This window comes from Candidatus Profftia lariciata, assembly GCF_020541265.1.
Classification (GTDB): domain Bacteria; phylum Pseudomonadota; class Gammaproteobacteria; order Enterobacterales; family Enterobacteriaceae; genus Profftia; species Profftia lariciata.
On record NZ_CP045925.1, the window covers coordinates 188,642 to 211,465 of the forward strand.

At 23.4% G+C, this 22,824-nt stretch carries 11 protein-coding genes and 4 tRNA genes; 14 read left to right on the forward strand and 1 reads right to left on the reverse strand.

The window, feature by feature from the left end:
- The first annotated feature begins 39 nt into the window (after nucleotides 1-39).
- The 3 genes from pgl (at nucleotide 40) to kdsA (ending at nucleotide 8,817) form a co-directional block, all read left to right on the forward strand.
- Nucleotides 40-735: a 6-phosphogluconolactonase gene (pgl, locus tag GII40_RS00425; RefSeq protein WP_226813442.1), complete on the forward strand. Its 696-nt coding sequence runs from the start codon at nucleotides 40-42 to the stop codon at nucleotides 733-735.
- 2,288 nt (nucleotides 736-3,023) lie between these two features.
- Nucleotides 3,024-4,169, forward strand: coding sequence for a methionine adenosyltransferase (gene metK / locus GII40_RS00430; protein WP_226813443.1), 1,146 nt, complete (start codon nucleotides 3,024-3,026; stop codon nucleotides 4,167-4,169).
- 3,793 nt (nucleotides 4,170-7,962) lie between these two features.
- Nucleotides 7,963-8,817 carry a 3-deoxy-8-phosphooctulonate synthase gene (gene kdsA / locus GII40_RS00435; RefSeq protein WP_226813444.1) on the forward strand — a complete coding sequence of 285 codons (855 nt, stop codon included), beginning with the start codon at nucleotides 7,963-7,965 and terminating at the stop codon, nucleotides 8,815-8,817.
- 1,668 nt (nucleotides 8,818-10,485) lie between these two features.
- Here kdsA and GII40_RS00440 read toward each other — a convergent pair.
- A complete protein-coding gene (locus tag GII40_RS00440; RefSeq protein ID WP_226813445.1) occupies nucleotides 10,486-10,764 on the reverse strand; it encodes a LapA family protein in 279 nt (92 codons plus the stop codon).
- 2,385 nt (nucleotides 10,765-13,149) lie between these two features.
- Here GII40_RS00440 and GII40_RS00445 point away from each other — a divergent pair.
- From GII40_RS00445 to rpoB, 11 genes are all read left to right on the forward strand, one after another.
- Nucleotides 13,150-13,222 (forward strand) — tRNA-Thr (locus tag GII40_RS00445).
- A gap of 11 nt (nucleotides 13,223-13,233) precedes the next feature.
- A tRNA-Tyr gene (locus GII40_RS00450) sits at nucleotides 13,234-13,318 on the forward strand.
- A gap of 121 nt (nucleotides 13,319-13,439) precedes the next feature.
- A tRNA-Gly gene (locus GII40_RS00455) sits at nucleotides 13,440-13,514 on the forward strand.
- Between the two features lie 11 nt (nucleotides 13,515-13,525).
- A tRNA-Thr gene (locus GII40_RS00460) sits at nucleotides 13,526-13,598 on the forward strand.
- Nucleotides 13,599-14,799: 1,201 nt separating this feature from the next.
- Nucleotides 14,800-15,183 (forward strand): preprotein translocase subunit SecE, encoded by a 384-nt coding sequence (secE, locus tag GII40_RS00465; RefSeq protein ID WP_226813446.1) that lies wholly within the window; start codon nucleotides 14,800-14,802, stop codon nucleotides 15,181-15,183.
- A gap of 1 nt (nucleotide 15,184) precedes the next feature.
- A complete protein-coding gene (gene nusG, locus GII40_RS00470; protein ID WP_226813447.1) occupies nucleotides 15,185-15,730 on the forward strand; it encodes a transcription termination/antitermination protein NusG in 546 nt (181 codons plus the stop codon).
- 148 nt (nucleotides 15,731-15,878) lie between these two features.
- Entirely contained in the window at nucleotides 15,879-16,307 is a 429-nt protein-coding gene (gene rplK, locus GII40_RS00475) for a 50S ribosomal protein L11 (RefSeq protein WP_226813448.1), read from the forward strand.
- 1 nt (nucleotide 16,308) lies between these two features.
- Complete coding sequence (gene rplA, locus GII40_RS00480; protein WP_226813449.1) at nucleotides 16,309-17,013, forward strand: 50S ribosomal protein L1; 705 nt, start codon at nucleotides 16,309-16,311, stop codon at nucleotides 17,011-17,013.
- A gap of 353 nt (nucleotides 17,014-17,366) precedes the next feature.
- Nucleotides 17,367-17,864, forward strand: coding sequence for a 50S ribosomal protein L10 (rplJ, locus tag GII40_RS00485; protein ID WP_226813450.1), 498 nt, complete (start codon nucleotides 17,367-17,369; stop codon nucleotides 17,862-17,864).
- Between the two features lie 65 nt (nucleotides 17,865-17,929).
- Nucleotides 17,930-18,295, forward strand: a complete 366-nt coding sequence (gene rplL, locus GII40_RS00490) for a 50S ribosomal protein L7/L12 (protein WP_226813451.1) — start codon at nucleotides 17,930-17,932, stop codon at nucleotides 18,293-18,295.
- A gap of 312 nt (nucleotides 18,296-18,607) precedes the next feature.
- Nucleotides 18,608-22,639 carry a DNA-directed RNA polymerase subunit beta gene (gene rpoB / locus GII40_RS00495; RefSeq protein ID WP_226813452.1) on the forward strand — a complete coding sequence of 1,344 codons (4,032 nt, stop codon included), beginning with the start codon at nucleotides 18,608-18,610 and terminating at the stop codon, nucleotides 22,637-22,639.
- Nucleotides 22,640-22,824: the final 185 nt, after the last annotated feature.

Genomic DNA, 22,824 nt, shown 5'->3' on the forward strand with positions numbered 1-22,824 from the left:
GTGATATGATAATAAATATTTTAAAAGGGTATATATGTAATGGTATTTTTTAAAAATTTTCCTAATACACAAGTTATGAATGAATATTGTGTAGAAAAAATTGCTATAGCTCTTACTTATAGTATTAACACTAAAGGACAGGCTAGTTTAATAGTTTCAGGAGGTAAAACTCCTTTAAGACTCTTTAAAGCTTTAACACAGAAAGATATTGCTTGGTCTAAAGTGGTTATAACTTTAGCTGATGAACGTTGGGTTGATACAACAGATAATTGTAGTAATGAATACTTAGTACGTAAATATTTGTTAAAGGATTATGCAGTAAATGCAATGTTTATTAGTTTAAAAAATAATTATGCTACTCCCTTTGCTGGAGCTATACATATAGAACATCAGCTAAAAATTATCAAACGTCCGTTTGATGTGGTTATATTAGGAATGGGTGAAGATGGCCATACTGCGTCTCTTTTCCCTAAGGCAGATAATTTAGATCAAGCTTTAGCAATGGATTCCGGTCGAGTATGTATGGGAATAAAACCATTAACTGCTAATTTAGATCGCATTACCTTGACACTACCAACCTTATTGAATAGCTATTGTATTTATTTGTATATCATAGGAAATAAAAAATATGATGTATATCAGCGCGCTATACAGGGTAGCAATATATACGAAATGCCAATTCGTGCTATATTAAATCAAGTACAAACACCAGTTAATGTATGTTATACTAGATAAAATAATACAAACATTATATTATTCTTGAATAATAGAGTGTACATGATTTAATGTATATACTGTTGCAGTATTATATAATAATAAATTCTTTTTAAGCATATAGATATGGTTATAAGTATTTTCTTTGTAAGAATAATTATTATGATAACGCATATTAAGTATTATATATATTAAATATAGAAGTATAATACACTTATTAATTAATATATTATTTTTACTTAAATACGAAACTTATCTGTAAAATACTTTAACTAAATTACTACATTAAAAACTTGAATCCGATGGATTTTAAATATAATTAGTTAGTACTGATATTTTATAATAGTAAATACTTTATATATATAATATTTAACAACCTATATAATAGGTACCTGTATTTATTTTAATAATAACTAATATACTTATTAGATTTAATTTAGGTTGTATATAGTTAATAGATATCTTAATGATAATTATTTATTGCATAGTCAATTAATATAACTTTTTAAGTTATTGATATTCATTAATAATATTCGTCAAGAATACTGATATGGTATGTTTATAATTAAATAACAAATATATTATTATTTTATATAAGATGGTTTAACTAATTATATTATCTTGTTTAATTTATAGTATATGTGATATTACTAATTACTCAAATTTATTGGTATTACTGGTTTTACTAGTAATATAATTCTATTACATAAGAATAATTATATAAAATACGTTAGCAAAATATCTTATCTATTAGATATACATTATACACACATAATATTATGGTAGACTATTACAAATATATAATATATATTGTATATGATAAAAACTTTTTTATTTAATAAAAATTTACAGTAAGATAACAAATATAATTTCATTCAATAATTTAGATTGGCAATCTATATATTATAATCGTAATATTCTTAATATATTTGATATACTAAATATATTTATTACATATTAATCTATTTTTAGTATATAATTTGTTAGTTACAAACTAATAATTATGAAATTAATCAAATATAGACTGCAAATAAATATTATTTAAAATAGTATAAAATATATTATTATTTTATTAATATAAATTAATATGTTGTTAAATAAAAATCATAATATGATACATAAAATATATTAGATATTACTCATTATAATCTAATACTCGTAATTAATCATTTATTAATATAATAGCGTATTTTATTTAAATTTTTTATGCTTTAGTTATTAATTTGACTGTATTAGTTTTATATAAAATAGTTAAAATTATTTATAAGTATTGATATTCTATTTATTGTTGTTTATATTATATTTTTTTAATTTAATAGAAATATAATTAATTATTATATATTAATATGAAAATTATTAATGTCTAAACATATATTATTTATATAAACTTATGTTTTTTACATTATTTTTGTAAAAATTAAAGTCATGTATAACATTTAATATTTTATTAAAAATAATTTTTTTAATAAAATACTATATAATATAGAAAGTATGGTATATCGCGTTTATACTATACATATAAATAAATTTATTGCATATTATTTTAATAATAATATAAAACATAATACTTAAGATATTCAACTGAATAGTATAATTATTTATTATGAGATATTTACAATGTAATACACATCTTCTTATAGTTCTTATATAAGAACATTTAAAATTTATTATATTATAATAATATTAATAATCTAAAAATTTTTTTATATTATGATATTAATAATTATTAGTATCATAATATTTTTAATATAAAATTTATTATTATAATAATAAATATAGGTTTGTATAAATAATAATTCAATCATTATTTATGTATTTTATGTTTTGTTATTTATTGCATAAATCTAAAAATTCATTTTTATACAACTAATTATAAAGTATAATTAATAACTTTTTTATTTTTTATAGCACCTAAATTGCTTAATGCAAAAATCTTAATATTTATTTTATATGAAATTATCTTGATATTCTTACTATCTATAAAGATTGATAATTATGTTAATTTTTATATTTATATATAATTATTCGATAAACATATATAAAAAATGCTGATCATCTAAAAATAATGATAATTTAATAAAATTATATATAAAAATATTGTAATCGAAAGTTTTTATAAGATACGTTATTTATAATATTTTTTATAAAAAATATTTTTAAGCACAAATTTATTTTCTAGTGTATAAAGTATTAATGCTTAGATAATAAAAATAAATTTTATATAAAATGATTTAATCATATTAAATATTATGTCTATATTTAGTATTATAAATTATAAATAATTAATTTTATTAAGGTAAAATAATATAATGGCTAAATATCTTTTTACTTCTGAATCAGTATCTGAAGGACATCCTGATAAAATTGCTGATCAAATTTCTGATACTGTACTTGATGCAATTTTAGAACAGGATCCTAAAGCACGCGTAGCTTGTGAAACTTACGTTAAAACCGGTATGGTGCTTGTAGGTGGTGAAATTACTACTACTGCATGGGTAGATATTGAAGATCTAACTCGCAAAACAATTACTGAAATTGGTTATGTCAGTTCTGAAATGGGTTTTGATGCTCATTCATGTGCTGTATTAAGTGCTATCGGAAAACAGTCTCTAGATATAAGCCAGGGAATTAATAAAATTTATCCTTTAGAACAAGGAGCTGGAGATCAAGGAGTAGTATTTGGTTATGCAACCAATGAAACTGAAACATTCATGCCTGCACCAATAACATATGCTCATCGTTTAATGGAACGTCAAGCTCAAGTACGTAAAAATGGTACATTACCATGGTTGTTTCCAGATGCTAAAAGTCAGGTTACTTTTCTATATGAAGATGGTAAGATTGTTGGTATCGATGCAGTTGTTTTTTCTACTCAGCATGCCAATGATATTAGTCTATCAATATTACAAGAAGCAGTAATGGAGGAAATTATTAAACCAATATTACCAGTAAAATGGTTATCTTATAATACTAAATACTTTATTAATCCAACTGGACGTTTTGTTATAGGGGGTCCAATGGGTGACTGTGGTCTAACTGGTCGTAAAATTATTGTTGATACTTATGGAGGATCAGCTCGTCATGGTGGTGGAGCATTTTCTGGTAAAGATCCTTCAAAAATTGATCGTTCAGCCACTTATGCAGCGCGTTATGTTGCAAAAAATATTGTTGCTGCTGGTTTAGCAGATCGTTGTGAAATTCAAATATCTTATGCTATAGGAATTGCTGAACCAACCTCAATTATGATTGAAACATTTGGTACTGAAAAAATATCTATAGATAAGTTAATGTTATTAGTACATAAATTTTTTGATTTACGTCCATATGGAATTATTAAGATGCTAGATTTAATTCAACCTATTTATCGTCAGACAGCAACCTATGGTCACTTTGGTCGTGAAAAGTTTTCATGGGAAAAAATTGATAAATCCTTACTACTACGTGAAGAATTTTAATTAATTTTTTTAGATTATAAATTACTTAATATTAAGTATTAATAATATAAAGGAAATGTTATAATATATTATTAATAATTTAATATTATATAATTGTCATGAATATTAAATAATACTAATAAATATTTATTATAATATTTTATATTTATTTGAAATAAATATCTTACTCATACAATAATAAGCTAATAAATTATAAAATTTTCTTTAAAAGAAGATTATGTTTATCATAATAGTATGTATATATACTTAATATATTATATTGATTATTAAATTATTAATAAATAAAATAGGAAATTACTATATTAGTAATAGTGTATTAAATATATTTCATGTTATAAATAAATTACTATTAATATTTTTAAATATTTTATAAAAATTTTTTTGATACTTTAAAATATAATTAAATACTAAATTAATACAATTTATATTTAATAATTTATTCAATAATTTAATTATTTTGTAATAAAAAATTTTATTTGATTCAATCAATCATATATTAATCACGTAATACATTAATTTTAATATTAAAATATACAATACTATTATCAATAAATTTTTATATTCTAAAAATAAAACAGTAACATTATGCTTACTTCATATATTTATTGTTTATATAAATATTAAAAATAAATATGAAATACTAACAATAAAATTTAAATATATATAATATTGATCGTATATTTAAATTATTATAATAATAATATGATAAATATATTTCAAACAATTATAAAATATTAATCTATATTAGATTCTTAAAAATTAAAAATATTTTTATATGATAATTATTGATTCAATTTTATTAAAAATAATTATTATTGTAATATCAGAAACTAAATAATATTATTTAACAGCTTACTTAACTGACAATAATTAGTAATTATTAATTATAATAAACTATTATAGTTAATATTCATATATTTTAAAAAAGTGAAATATTATTATTTAGTATGCTTAATAAAATTTATCTTTTAATAAGATGTTTCATTATTTACAATAATGTGATTATATTATTATGTAAATATTATTTAATAATATTATTAAATAATATACATAAAATTGTATAACATCACAAAAAATAATATTTAAATTTTTTATTTAAATAAAGATTATGTTTTTAAGAAATAATTAAATATATTTTTTTTTAATAGTTTTATATTGCTATTTATATATTAAGATATATAATAAATATACTATATAAAAATTATTATAACTATATATATTTTATAGTGTTATATATACTTAATATTATAGTATCTTTTCTAAAAAATAATAATTAGGTAATTATATCTATTTATTATTTTTTATAATCTATTATGTATTCAATATTAATTGTCTATTTTTATTCTATATTTTATATGTAAATAAGTAATTAAATTTATTTTTTATTTAATATATTGATTAAGTACTAACTAATTACTTCATTATTATTTATCAAGTAATATGGTCATATATTTTAATATTTATAAATAATTCATAATAACACTCAATTAATATTTACTTTGAATGGTACTAAAAATTATTTTTGATATTTTTTGTATTTGTTTTAATCTTAATAACATTACCAATAAAAGTAACTATGCTTAATAATTTATATATAATAAATATTTTGATATAATTAACACTTGTAGTTTTAATAAGATAATAAATATATTGTAGTATAATTACTTAATTTAATGCGATATTATAGTGATAGTCATATATTGTAAATACTATATTAACTTGGAATACAATTAATTATAACATAAATATAATGCAATATTTAAATATTATATTATTTAATATGTTTTATTTAAAATATATATACTATTAAACCTACTTAAGTTATCAATTATGATAATTTAAGTAGGTTTAATAGTATTAGACATTATACATATATTATACAATAATAAATTTTGTTATTTTTTATATTATCTTATATTTATTTTTTCTTTTACGTAGAACATATGTAATAAAGTAATATATTTTTCTATTCAAGTATTTTATTTAATTATTGATAATAATATAATATATATTTATATATACAATATTACATAAATATATCATATATTTATGTTAATTTATATTTATAAAATATACTAAGATATTAATGAAAATACTTTTTGATAAAAAAATTTTATTTTTTAGTTATATGCATAAAATATTTTTTATAAACCTAAAATCTTATATATTTAGTAATATATCATTTATCATAATACAAGTTAAATAAATATCAATAAGAACTAAATATGTAGGTTGATATTTAAGGTATTAACATTAGTATAATTTAAGATAAAAAATTTAAAATAAATTATTTAAATAATTATTAATATGTTTGGTTGTATATATAAAATAATTTATTACATTTAAAAGTAATATTATCTTACAAAATATTATATATCATAAAATAAATATTACCGTATCTTAAATATTATATGACATCTTATAAAGATGTATTACTTTATAAGATTAGTGTATTGATTACATTTAATTATTTAATTTTTTATAATAATATTTTGATGTAATATATTTAAAATATTTAAAGTTATTAGACAAGTAAAACATTATTTGTTTATTATAATAAATACTTCTATAAATATTATATATAAAAAATATTTAATTTATTGATACAAATATAAATATATTATTTATATAAATACTTTATTTTATTAGAAATAATGTATTAAATATTGCATGTCTATTATTACATCTATTAATATTAATATAAGAATATTAATTTTTTAGTAATTGATAAGTTTTTAAATTATACTAAATAGTTATAAATATATAAATATAATTTTATTATTTATAATAAACATACTATTTTATAAAATAATATGATCTTAATAAAATTAAGATATATTTATTAATTCATATATAATAATATATTATTATATAATATGTAATTTGTAAAAATTATAAAATTTTGTAAAAATATTTCATATATTTTTTTAAAAAAATAGACATAATATTGATTTATTAAACTTACACACATATTATGACTATTTTAAGTAACTAAAATTGTTTATTAATATTTTAAATACATTATAATTTTTATTATACGAATAAGTAATTATTTCTTAAAATTTTTTTATAACAATAATATTATGATGAATATGAAAATATTTACTGCTCACAATTATATTGATTATCAATATAGTACCATAATAAAAATATTATTTAATAAATGTAATTTTTTTATAAAAAATCAATAAATATTGCAACTAAATATCATTTTTTCAAACAATACATTTTAAGTATTTTATGCTATGTATTGTCTATAAATATTAGTTTGAACATTATGATAACTAATATATTTATTTTTAAAGATAACAATATATATTGCTTTATATGAATAATATTATTATATAACATATATAATGTATCATATCTTGATATGATCAAGATAATAATCTTCAATAAAAATAAAACATTAAACAATTCTTTATTAATATACATAAATAATATGTTCTAATAATAAAAATTGTGATTAATGAACATGCAATATAAAATGTAATTTTATTATGTGTAATAAGATATATAAATAGTAATCATTAATTATAAAAAATGTATTCATTAATACACACTATTCATTTAAGTAGTAATATTTATTAATTACTAATTTTTTACCTAAAATATAAGAACTTATAATATTTTAATATATTATTATAGAAATAAAATTTTTAATAAAAATGCTTAATTACAAGGTATTTACTGAATATTTATATCATAATATAATAAACAATGATGCATAATCATTGTATTAAAATAATGAATTTCATACAGTCAGCTATAATATGAATATTAAGGTTTATTTATGAAGCATAAAATTGTTAATATTGGTGACATTCAAGTTGCCAATAATCTACCATTTGTTCTGTTTGGTGGTATGAATGTATTAGAGTCACGTGATGTAGCAATGCGTATTTGTGAACATTATGTTAATATAACGCAAAAACTTGCAATACCTTACGTTTTTAAAGCTTCTTTTGATAAAGCTAATCGTACTTCAATACATTCCTACCGTGGTCCAGGTCTCGAAAAAGGTATATCTATTCTTCAAGAAATTAAACAGGTTTTTGGTGTGAAAACTCTTACTGATGTACACACTACAGAACAAGTACAATATGTAGCGAATGTAGTTGATATAATACAGTTGCCAGCATTTTTAGCACGTCAAACAGATTTAATTGAAACCATGGCGAAAACTAATATTGTGATTAACGTAAAAAAACCACAATTTTTAAGCCCAAGTCAAATGGGTAATATAGTTGATAAATTTCAAAATTACGGTAATAATAAAATTATTTTATGTGAACGTGGCGTTAATTTTGGTTACGATAATCTAGTTGTTGATATGTTAGGTTTTGGTGTAATGAAAAGTGTATCAAAGGGTAACCCAATTATTTTTGATGTTACTCATTCTTTACAGTGCCGGGATCCTTTTGAGATTACATCTAATGGTCGTCGAGTACAATTAATAGAACTAGCTCGTTCAGGTATTGCAGTAGGTTTAGCAGGACTATTTATTGAATCTCATCCAGATCCTATAAAAGCACTATGTGATGGTCCATCAGCGTTACCTATTAATAAATTAGAACCATTTTTAGTTCAAATAAAAGCGATTGATGATTTAGTAAAAAGTTTTCCAGAATTAAATACCTCGTGTTAGTAAGTAATAATATTAGTAGTCTAATAATATTATTTGTATACACTATATATTATTACATTTAAGACTAAGTGTTATAAAACATTATAGTTTCTTTATGGTAAGTATAATTAATATATTTACATATTATTGTAAAAGTATTTTTAAAAAATAATGTAGTATTTTGATATATAAATTTTTTAACATAATTTTATTATCAATTAACATATTTATCATTAAAGAATGTTAGCTTGATAACTACAAAATAGTTTTTATAAATTTTGCAATTATTGTATTTTTAAGTATAATAAAATTATTTTATATTCATACTAGTATTATATGTATATGTAAGTATAATAATAACTTTACAATAAGTTTATTTTCTAAATAATTATTATTTTTATACAAAATGTTACATAATTTTAATAAATATTATAAATAATTTAATTTTTAAAAAATATATACTTTTATAAAAGACTCTATTAAACATAATAGTCATTAAATACATTGAAACAATTACTATTTATTAAGTACTACTGATTATTGTCTATAAAATCTCACATATTAGATTAATTGTTAATTATACATATCCAGATGAATAGTGCCAATGTATATATAGTGTGAGCTATAAAACCATATTTTATGCAAAGACAGCTAAGTTTATACTAATTTGTTTGCCTGTTATATTTTTAATAACTACGAATTTTTTAGATCGATTATCTTCTATTTTAACTAGATGATGATTAATGTAATCATTAAAAGTATGCCATATAGTTAAGTTGCACTATAATTAATGTCCTGTATATTTGAGTAACTTTTACACCTGTATTTTTTAGTAATCAAGCAATTATCAGTTCAGCTCTTATTTTAGTATTTATTTAATATAAATGTATAAGAAAGTTATTTATTTACCAGGATAATTAAATTTTTGATAATGATTATGCATATATTAGTATATATCTCATTTACTAAATCTTTTTCCTAATTTAATTCTTTAGAAGGTGTCTTTACATCTTCAGCTAGTTTATTTTACACTATAAATTCGTATTAATCTTATAGATAATAAATTATATTTTGGTTTATTAAAGACTATTTCTTTAGTGAAGATATACTGTGATCTAAGTATATCTAAGTTTATTGTCTGTAATAAAATAATATAATAAAAACTCTGCAATTATAGTATGTTTTATATTAATCATATTTTTTAATTGTTCAGCAATATTTATAATATTTTTAATAATGGATAACTTGATAAATAATCAATAATTATTGTAATATAAATACTTTAAAATCTTTATTCATTAATCACACATTTTTTTAGCATGATCGTATAAACTAGCAGATATTTAATACTGACTAAATTGTTGTACTACTAATAAATGTTATTTAAAATGTACAGATGTATTATTTATTAAGGAGTTATAAATAATACAATTTACTTTACCAAGACAGCTGAATAAGTTACCTGAAACAAGATATGCTTCAATTATATTATTATCTCCTCTTTTAGCATATTCGAAATAACTCTACTGTTTTATCTTGCTAATTAGAAAAAATTAATTTTAGTAACATATTCACGTAAGAAGCCATTAGATGTTTGTTGTCTATCTTGCTTAGTATCTTTACATCTCCCATATGCGAGTTATAAATAGTAATCACGAAAAATAAGAAAAAACATTTTTAACATATTCTTTATCCCTTAGAACTCATAGTAGATGATTGCTGCTCTAAGCGACGAATTTTACGTTTTGCGCGAGCTAAACCTAAACGAAGACGTAAATAAAACAAGCTACAAATAATCCAGCATAAAATAAATCCACTTGCAAAAAGTATAGCAAGTAATGTTGAGAGACAATATTCACCTTGAGCAATCAAATAATTAAATGAAACTACTTGATCATTATGTGCACCTAATGTCACGGAAAGCACAAAAATTACTAAAAAAATTAAAAAAATCAACAGAGATTTCATATATTGTCCTTTAAATTAAATTGATATTCTTAATTATAATACATAAAATTAATAGAAAGTACTTACATTAATAGTTGAGAGTTATATTATATTTTAAAGGCAATAATATATGTAGTATTAAATTATTATTTATAATAATTTTCATTTTATTATACATAATATTATATATTTATTATATGAATAAATATATTATTAACAGACATAATATATAAAACAGATAATATAGAGATTAGTGAGTATTGAAATAATTAATGATCTTTAATAATTATTTTATATTAGTTACATTATTTTATTAGTGCGATAATATATATTATATATAAATTATAATAAATAATATTTAATTATATACATATATTAAAATATAATATAAATATAAAAGATTAAAATATAAATTTAATTTTTTAAAAATTAATATTTTCTTATACAAAATAATATTTTTCATATTTATTAAAGTTTATCAGAGCTTATAAAGTAATAAGCTAAAATAGCTAACACAATGTTAATATCAATCATATTGTTCTAGCCATTATAATTTAAATTATATAAATTTACATTCTAATTCTACTTATAATTTACTAATCATATAAATAAATATTACTTAAATATATTAAATAATAAATATTAAAATAATATTTATTTTCAATAATACTGTAAAATGTATCTTTTATATACTGTTGCTATATATTTTATTATTTATACTATCAAATATTATGTAATGATAGTTATTAGTAAGTAATGAGTATTATTGATATAGTATATATTCATTATGACGAAAATCAGTTTTTAAATTTTAATATTATGATGTTAACCAATAATATATTATAAAATTTTTTGTAAAATAATTTTCTTCATTATAGTTTATTTAAAATGATATATAGTTAATATATAATATATTAAATAATAAAATTTTATAATGTTTTTTTTAAAAATTAATTATTTGATAGACAATATTTGATTATTTTGTGCCATTTAAGAATAAAATTATAAATTCTGATAATTATAGAATATATGTACTACCAGTATGAGACGTAAATTATTTTTTTAACAAAAAATAATTTATAATAAATATTTTTAATTAATTTTGATAAGATTTTATTATTAAGATGTACAATTTTATTAAATTATTATATTATTAATAGCACTTAATTAATTTTTTTAATTTTTACTATAAAAAGACGGATAGTATATTTTAAAACAACATTTTATAAAATCATATTTTTTACAGTAACGTTATAATATATTATCTATCTTACAATATAATAAGAAGTGTTTATAATAAATCTTATATTAATTAATTAAAAAAATTTATAACTGTATTATCTTTTAACGACACAATCAATAGGTAATAATTTGTTATTTATTATATACTATTTAATTACTGCGTAATTAATATATTAATGATATCTTTTATGTATAAATGTAATTTTAGATATCATTATAACTATAAAACGCATTACATTAGACTTATATTAGTAGTAAGATCGGTACACTTTATAAAGTACTCAATAAATCAGGCATTATCTCGGTATAATTTTAGTGAATCAATATTATCATTCAATGAAGAATACTTTTGTATTTTACTTATATCTTGAGTAAATTATTAATTATTTTTTGCATATTATTGAATAAAATATTTTTTATGATATTAGAATTTTCTAATAATTTTAAAAATTTTTTATACTTTCTTTTAAGAAAAATATTAAATACTTATGATATAGTCATGTATAATCTAATATGTTATCTAGCTAATATTTTTTATTTAAAAAAAATAAATTTATTAAATAATTGATATAAATATTAAAAAATAATTTTATTTTTTAGATGGATAATATCTATTATTAATATTTTATAAAATTTTTTTTAAAAATATAAAAATATAATTTCTATGTTATTACGAAATGAATTTAAGTTTACTCATACATTATAAATGTAGTATAGTCGAATTAATTTAATTAATATATTTAATTAGAAAAAAATATATTTTCTTTGCAGTTTTAACGATATATGTTATTATTATGGTAATTTAATTATATGCAAATCATTATTATTATCAATCATAATATATTTAATGTATCATATAAATATTAAAAATGATATTAACTATATTCAAACTTTTTTAGTTTACACTTAAAATTAATAATTTTTCATTGTATATTTTATTTTATGATATTCGTAGTTTACAAAAAAATAACATAGAATTAATCAATAAAATAAATTTATTGTAGCAAACAGTAAAAATACTGTATTATATGTTTATGCTACTATTTTTTTAAAAAAACATATTTTTATTAATGTTTTAATAAAATAAATAAATTAATGTTTTTTTGATTTTGAATTTTTTGTTGCATATAATTCTATTACTATTTAAAATATAAATTACTTAATGCCGGCTTAGCTCAGTTGGTAGAGCAACTGACTTGTAATCAGTAGGTCACCAGTTCAATTCCGGTAGCCGGCATACCATTAAGTGGTGGGGTTCCCGAGTGGCCAAAGGGAGCAGACTGTAAATCTGCCGTTTTATACTTCGAAGGTTCGAATCCTTCCCCCACCACCATTATAACATCGCTTAATTTAATACTTCGATAAGTATCTTTAATAAAAAATATTAATATTTTGTAAATTATTTTATATAGATAGTAATATTTCAAGAATATATTAAACCAATTATAAAATATGCGGGCATTGTATAACGGTTATTACTTCAGCCTTCCAAGCTGACAATGCGGGTTCGATTCCCGCTGCCCGCTCCAAAAAAATATATGCTGATATTGCTTAGTAGGTAGAGCACACCCTTGGTAAGGGTGAGGTCCCCAGTTCGATTCTGGGTATCAGCATGATTTTTATTAAAATTAACATTGTCATTAAACCAGTAAAATAGATATTAAAAAGTTTTACATAATAATTATTATTAAATAATAAATTTCTTTTTTGGATTATATATTATGCATATTTAAACTACTCTAGTTTTATAAAATTTTACTATTAATTGTATAAATTTTATCAATGAATAAATAATAAATTCAATATTTTTTAGTAAAATATTTATTTTGATAAAAATCTTTTATAATACAACTTGTAAAGAATAAATAATTGATTTTTTATTTAAAATATATAAAAAATATATTTTTATATATATTATGTACGGATAAGTATGACCTAAGTAAAAGTTATATAAAATTATTTGTATATATTAAATACAAAATGAGTGAATTTATTTAAATAAATATATTTAATAAAATTAAAAAAGATTTATTTTAGATACATAATTATATTATTATAAAATATAGTTAATTATTCTTCTAACAAATTTGAAGCAATCATGTTATGTGGTTTAATTAAATGAAATTAATATATTAATTAAATAATAATATTAAAATTATTTATTAAGAAAAATAAGATTATAATCCATGTTCCTTGTAATATTTATAGATATATCTTAGTTTAGTATGTGAAGATATTAATATATATATTTTTAAATTAGTTATATTTTATAAAAATAAAAAAACATTATTATAACTACTATGTTTTATAAAATCATACGCAGTATATGTATATCATTTAAATAATACAGTAATATATATGATATAGTTATAAAATATAACTGCTTATTTTATTAAAATTTAAATCACTAAATTTATTTAGGATAAATCACTTCAATAGTAATAATAAAATATATTTTATATATTTAATGTTTACTAAAAATAAGTATAATTATTAATGTAATATTTATACTTAAATTAGGTAATAGATAATATTTAATTTGATATGTAATAAAAAATATATTTTGATACTTATTAAGTATGTTATATTATTATTTATCAAAAAATATTTTTATCATTAATGAAATACAAAAAATTTTTGAAAATTAAAATTTATTATATCGAATAAACAATAGATACAAATATTTTATTTTTTATATTTAATAAATAAATTATACTAATTGCTTTTATTTTTTGAAGATGTTTATTATATTGTAAGTTCATTTGCACTGGTAAAAGGCCATTCTTTTTTATAATCTTGTTATAGGTTGGTTGTATGAGTACTAATATCAATGCTAAAAATAGTAAGTATAATCGAGATATTTTTAAATGGTTAGTTGTCATTATACTTTTATTACTTGCAATTATAGGTAACTTCTTTTATCGTAATTTTAATCTATTATTACGCTCTATATTAGTATTTTTTATTATATCTTTAGCTGGTATTATGGCAATGTTTACTACTCAAGGTAGGTCTGCTTTAGTTTTTGCCCGTGAAGCTCGCACTGAAATACGTAAAGTTATTTGGCCAACTCTGCATGAAACTTTTTATACAACATTAATTGTAGCGATTGTTACCGTTGTGATGTCACTAATTTTATGGGGGCTGGATAGTATTCTAGTCCGCATGGTATCCTTTATTACTGATTTAAGGTTCTAAGATGTCTGAAGCCCCTAAAAAACGTTGGTATGTTGTTCAAGTATTTTCTGGCTTTGAAAGTCGTGTAGTACATGCATTATCTGAACATATTAAACTACATAAAATGAACAATTTATTTGGTAAGATTATGGTTCCAACCGAAGAAATTGTTGAAATACGTGGCGGGCAACGTCGAAAAAGCGAACGTAAATTTTTTCCCAGTTATGTATTAATTCAGATGGTGATGGAAGATGCTAGTTGGCACTTAGTTCGTAATGTACCACGTGTGATGGGTTTTATTGGTGGAACTTCTGATCGTCCAGCTCCTATTAGTGATAAAGAAGTCAATGCAATTACTAATAGACTCCAGCAAGCTGGCGATAAGCCACGTCCTAAAACTTTATTCGAACCAGGAGAAATGGTTCGTGTTAGTGATGGTCCATTTGCCGATTTTAATGGAGTTGTAGAAGCAGTAGATTACGATAAAAGCAGATTAAAAGTTTCAGTATCTATCTTTGGTCGTAGTACTCCTCTAGAGTTAGATTTTAGTCAAGTAGAAAAAAACTAATAAAATTATTAAATAATAAAGTTATTTTATTAAACAAGAACTAAGATTAAAAAAATATTTTAAATATTTTATTTTTTATAATAATTTTATACTTGCTAGATAAACATTTATTAAGTAATTAATAATCTATTATAAGGCGATATTGACCATGGCTAAAAAAATACAAGCCTACATTAGACTACAAGTTGCAGCCGGTATGGCAAATCCTAGTCCACCAGTTGGTCCAGCTTTAGGTCAGAAAGGTGTAAATATTATGGAATTTTGTAAGGCATTTAATGCTAAAACTGAAAATTTAGAAAAAGGTTTACCTATTCCTGTTGTTATTACCGTTTACTCTGATCGTTCTTTTACATTTATTACTAAAACTCCTCCAGCAGCAATATTATTAAAAAAAGCAGCTGGTATTACATTAGGATCTTGCAAAACACATAAAGATAAAGTTGGTCAAGTAACAAATGCTCAAATTCGTCATATTGCAGAAACTAAAGCAATAGATATGACTGGATCTAATATTGCAGCTAGGATGCGCTCTATAGAAGGCACTGCTCGTTCTATGGGTTTAGTAGTGGAGGATTAAAATGGCTAAGCTTACCAAGCGTATGCGCATAACTAAAGATAAAGTGAATACTACTAAACAATATAATATTATTGAAGCTATTAATATCTTAAAGAATTTTGCTACTGTTAAATTTGTTGAAAGTGTTGATGTTGCTATAAATCTTGGAATTGATGCTCGTAAATCTGATCAAAATATACGTGGTGCTACTGTTCTTCCACATGGCACAGGTCGTTTGGTTCGTATTGCTGTATTTACGCAAGGTATCAATGCTGAAGCTGCTAAATTAGCAGGAGCTGATTTGATAGGTATGGAAGATTTAGCAGATAATATTAAAAAAGGTTACATAAATTTTGATCGAGTAATTGCTTCCCCTGATGCAATGCATATTGTTAGTCAGTTAGGTTCTATTCTGGGACCACGAGGTCTTATGCCAAACCTTAAAATTGGTACTATAACTCATAATATTACTGCAGCTATTAAAAATGCCCAAGCTGGTCAAATTTGTTATCGTAACGATAAATATGGTATTATCCATAGTACTATTGGTAAAATTAATTTTAATTGCAATCAATTAAAAGAAAATTTGGAAACTCTATTAGTTATTTTGAAAAAATCTAAACCAACAACTTCTAAAGGTATTTTTATTAAAAAAATTAGCATATCCACTACTATGGGTGTTGGATTGTCAATTGAACAGGATAGTTTAACTTTATTAGCCAACTAATGTTATAAAAGAAAGAGCTCTAATTACTTTGAGATTTATGCGGGCGTTAGACTATCTAGAAATCTAACGCCCGCATATTTTATATAAATATTTTTAATATATACAATTATTAATATAATACATAGTATTTTTTATTTAAGATATAATGTACTTGATAAACTTATTATCTACCATGTAGATAAATTATAAATCAATATCATCAATTAACTTGCTCAAAGGTCATAGACCTAAAACATTGTTAATTACTAAAAATTTCATTTATTATATTCTTTAAAGTCTATACCGTTTCGGTATTAGGTAATATTTATTTCCGGGAAAATCATTACCCGGTTGTGGTCTAGGAGCTAAAGCTAATGGCATTAAATCTTCAGGACAAAAAAGCAATTATTGCTGAGGTCATAGAAGTAACCAAAAGCGCACACTCTGCTGTTATAGCTAACTCTTGTGGTATAACCGTGGATAAAATGACTCAATTACGCAAAATAGGACGTGAATCTGGTGTTTACATGCGTGTTGTACGCAATACTTTAATGCGACGAGTTGTAGTAGGTACTCCTTTTGAATGCCTTACAAATCAGTTAATTGGTCCTACTTTAGTTGCATTTTCTATGGAATATCCAGGTGCTGCTGCCCGTTTATTCAAAAATTTCATGAAAGCTCATGTAACATTTAAAATCAAAGCTGCAGCTTTTAATGGTAAACTAATTACAGGAGATCAGATAGATTATTTAGCGGCCATGCCAACTTACAAAGAAGCAATAGCATGCTTTATTGCAGTCATAAAAGAAGCTTCTGTAGGTAAATTATTGCGTACTTTTACTGCATTATGCGATCAGAAAAAAGTTACTTAATCAGCTATTCTTATTAATTTATTTGCCTACTTATTATAAAATTCTAAATTTTAGGAACAATTCTTATGTCTATCTCTAAAGACGATATCTTGAATGCGGTTTCCGAAATGTCCGTAATGGACGTTGTTGCCTTGGTCACCATGATGGAAGAAAAATTCGGTGTTGTTGCTACTGTTCCTACTGTTGCTCCTGTAGGTCCAGCTGAAACTATTGAAGAAAAAACTGAGTTTGATGTTATTTTAAAAACTATTGGAGCTAATAAAATTACTGTTATTAAAGCAGTACGTAGCGCTATTGGTCTGGGCTTAAAAGAAGCTAAAGATTTAGTTGAGTCTGCACCAACTACATTAAAAGAAGGTATTAATAAAGAAGATGCCGAGACTCTAAAAAAATCTTTAGAAGAAGCTGGTGCTGAAGTTGAAATCAAATAAACTTACTATTTAGTTGCAACTTATGCAGGAATACCGTGGCTGGTAACAAAAAGTACCAGCCATTTATGCTGTAAAAATGTTTATAGTATTTGATATTTTAGTTATTGTTATTTTCTTAAAATTTATTTTTATTTTAATTTAGCATATTCGCAGTATTGTACCTATTTAACTTCAAAGTACAAATCATTAAATAATATAAAAGTGAGACAATAGTATTCTAAAATACTTATGCCTTTCGGTAACACAATGGTGTTACATAACCTATTCTGCCAATAAAAGAGTAGGTTACTGATCAGCTAGCTGAGGAACTCTATGGTTGTTTACTCCTATACTGAAAAAAAACGTATTCGCAAGGATTTTGGTAAACGTCCACAAGTTTTGGACATACCTTATCTTCTTTCTATTCAACTTAATTCGTTCCATAAATTTATCAAACAAGATTCATATGGAAAACATGGCTTAGAAGCTGCTTTTCGTTCTGTCTTCCCAATTCAAAGTTATAGTGGTAACGCAGAACTACAGTATGTAAGTTATCGTCTTGGTAAGCCAATATTTGATGTTAAAGAATGCCAGATCCGTGGAGTAACTTACTCTTCTGCACTACGTGTTAAACTACGTTTAGTGATTTATGAGCGTGAAGCACCTGAGGGAACTATTAAAGATATTAAAGAGCAAGAAGTATATATGGGTGAAATTCCACTAATGACTGATAATGGTACATTTATTATTAATGGTACTGAACGTGTTATAGTATCTCAGTTACATCGCAGTCCAGGTGTATTTTTTGATAGTGATAAAGGTAAAACACATTCATCTGGTAAAGTATTGTATAATGCACGCATTATACCTTACCGAGGTTCATGGTTAGATTTTGAATTTGATCCTAAAGATAATTTATTTGTGCGTATTGACCGCCGTCGTAAATTACCAGCTACTATTATTCTTCGTGCATTAAATTTTACTACTGAACAAATACTAACATTATTTTTTAATAAAGTTATATTTAAAATTGAAGATAATACATTACAGATGGAACTTGTTCCAGAGCGCTTGCGCGGTGAAACTATGTCTTTTGATATCATTGTTAATGATAAAATATATATTGAAAAAGGACGTCGTATTACTGCTCGCCATATTCGGGAATTAGAAAAAGATAATATTAATGTAATAGCAGTACCCATTGAATATATTATTGGTAAAATAGTTGCTCAAAATTATATCGATAATAAGACTGGTGAATTAATTTGTGCAGCAAATACAGAGTTATCACTTGATTTACTATCTAAAATTAGTCAAGCAGGATATCAGAATATAATAACACTATTTACCAATGACTTAGATCACGGTGCTTATATTTCTAATACCATTAAGATTGATCCTACTATTGATCGCCTAAGTGCTCTAGTTGAAATTTATCGCATGATGCGACCTGGAGAACCACCAACAAAAGAAGCAGCAGAAAATTTATTTGAAAATATGATTTTTTCTGAAGATCGTTATGATTTATCGGCAGTAGGTCGCATGAAATTTAATCGTTCACTATCACGTAAAGATATTGAAGGATCTTGTACATTAAGTAAAGAAGATATAATAGACGTTATCCGTAAACTAATAGATATTAGAAACGGTAGAGGTGAAGTTGATGATATTGATCATTTAGGTAATCGTCGTATACGTTCTGTTGGCGAAATGGCTGAAAATCAATTCCGTGTAGGTTTGTTACGTGTAGAGCGCGCCGTTAGAGAACGTTTATCTCTGGGTGATTTAGATATGCTTATGCCTCAAGATATGATTAATGCTAAACCAATTTCAGCAGCAGTAAAGGAGTTTTTTTGTTCCAGTCAGTTATCTCAATTTATGGATCAAAATAATCCACTATCAGAAATTACGCATAAGCGTCGTATTTCTGCTTTAGGTCCAGGTGGTTTGACTCGTGAACGCGCAGGATTTGAAGTACGAGATGTACACCCTACTCATTATGGTCGCGTATGTCCAATTGAAACTCCTGAAGGACCAAATATTGGGTTAATAAATTCCCTATCTGTTTATGCACAAACTAATGAATATGGTTTTTTAGAAACTCCATACCGCCAAGTTCGTAATGGAATTGTTACTAATGACATTCATTATCTATCTGCCATTGAAGAGGGAAATTATGTTATAGCTCAAGCAAATTCTAATTTAGATGATCAATGTGTTTTTGTTGAAGATCTAATTACTTGTCGTAATAAAGGAGAGTCTAGTTTATTTAATCGTAATCAAGTTGATTATATGGATGTTTCTACTCAGCAAATAGTTTCTGTTGGTGCGTCTTTAATTCCTTTTTTAGAACATGATGATGCTAACCGTGCATTAATGGGCGCAAATATGCAGCGTCAAGCAGTTCCTACACTACGTGCCGATAAACCATTAATAGGCACTGGTATGGAAGGTGCTGTAGCTGTTGATTCCGGTGTTACTGTTGTTGCTAAGCGTGGTGGTATTATTCAGTATGTAGATGCTTCTCGTATTGTTATTAGAGTTAATGAAGATGAAATGTATTCTGATGAAGGAGGAGTTGATATTTATAACTTAACTAAATATACACGGTCTAATCAGAATACCTGTATTACCCAAATGCCATGTGTTAATCTAAATGAACCAGTAAAGAGTGGTGATGTTTTAGCTGATGGTCCTTCCACTGATCTAGGTGAATTAGCTCTTGGTCAGAATATGCGTGTTGCATTTATGCCATGGAATGGTTACAACTTTGAAGATTCTATCTTAATATCTGAGCGTGTTGTTCAGGAAGATCGTTTTACTTCTATTCATATTCAGGAATTATCTTGTATATCTCGTGATACGAAACTTGGCTCCGAAGAAATAACTGCTGATATTCCAAATGTAGGTGAAGCTGCTTTGTCTAAATTAGATCAATCAGGTATAGCTTATATTGGAGCAGAAGTAAAAGGTGGTGATATTCTAGTTGGTAAGGTCACGCCAAAGGGTGAAACACAACTTACTCCAGAAGAAAAATTATTACGTGCTATTTTTGGTGAAAAAGCATCAGATGTTAAGGATTCATCTTTGCGTGTACCAAATAGTGTTGCAGGAACTGTTATTGACGTACAGATTTTTACTCGTGATGGTGTAGTAAAAGATAAACGTGCACTTGAAATAGAAGAAATGCAGCTTAAGCAGGCTAAGAAAGATTTAACAGAAGAATTTCAAATTTTAGAAACAGGTTTATTTGCGCGTATATACGATGTTCTTATAGCTGGCGGTATTGATGCTACTAGAATAACGCAGATGTCACGTAATCTCTGGTTAGAACTTAATTTAACTAATGAAGTTAAACAAAATCAATTAAAAAAATTAGCTGAACAGTATGATGAATTAAAAGATGATTTTGAAAAAAAATTAGATGCTAAACATAACAAAATAACTCAAGGTGATGATTTAGCCCCAGGAATATTAAAAATTGTTAAAGTATATTTAGCTGTTAAACGTCATATTCAACCAGGAGATAAGATGGCAGGACGCCATGGAAATAAAGGAGTTATTTCTAAAATAAATCCTATAGAAGATATGCCTTACGATAAGAATGGTATTCCGGTAGATATTGTATTAAATCCTTTAGGAGTACCATCTCGTATGAATATTGGTCAGATTTTAGAAACTCATTTGGGTATGGCCGCAAAAGGTATTGGTGATAAAATTCATACTATGTTACAACAACAACAAGAAGTAACTAAGTTACGTACTTTTATTCAAAAAGCCTATGATCTTGGTGATAATACACGTCAGACTGTTGATTTGAAAACATTTACTGACGACGAAGTAATACGCTTAGCTCAACACTTACAAAAAGGACTACCAATTGCAACGCCAGTATTTGATGGTGCCAATGAGAAAGAAATTAAAGATCTTTTAACGTTAGCCGATATACCTACCTCGGGTCAGATTATCTTATTTGATGGATGTACAGGAGAACAGTTTGAGCGTCCAGTAACTATTGGTTACATGTATATGCTCAAGCTTAATCATTTAGTTGATGATAAAATGCATGCGCGTTCTACTGGTTCTTACAGCTTAGTCACACAACAACCTCTAGGAGGTAAAGCTCAATTTGGTGGTCAGCGGTTTGGTGAAATGGAAGTATGGGCTTTGGAAGCATATGGTGCAGCCTATACATTGCAAGAAATGCTAACTGTTAAGTCAGATGATGTTAATGGACGCACTAAGATGTATAAGAATATTGTAGATGGTGATCATCGTATGGAACCAAGCATGCCAGAATCTTTTAATGTATTATTAAAAGAAATACGCTCGTTAGGTATTAATATTGAACTGGAAGATGAGTAGTTATTTTGGTTCTATTTTTTAAATATAAAGTGATTTTCAAGTAACTTTGAATATAATAGATATTAGACACTAACCACTAAAATATCCTGTGATAGTTAGCATAGGATTGTTTAGTTAGTAGTTCAACTTGGTTCATACGGATATTTAGTAATATATTAATACTCAATAGGTCTTAATTCCTACAG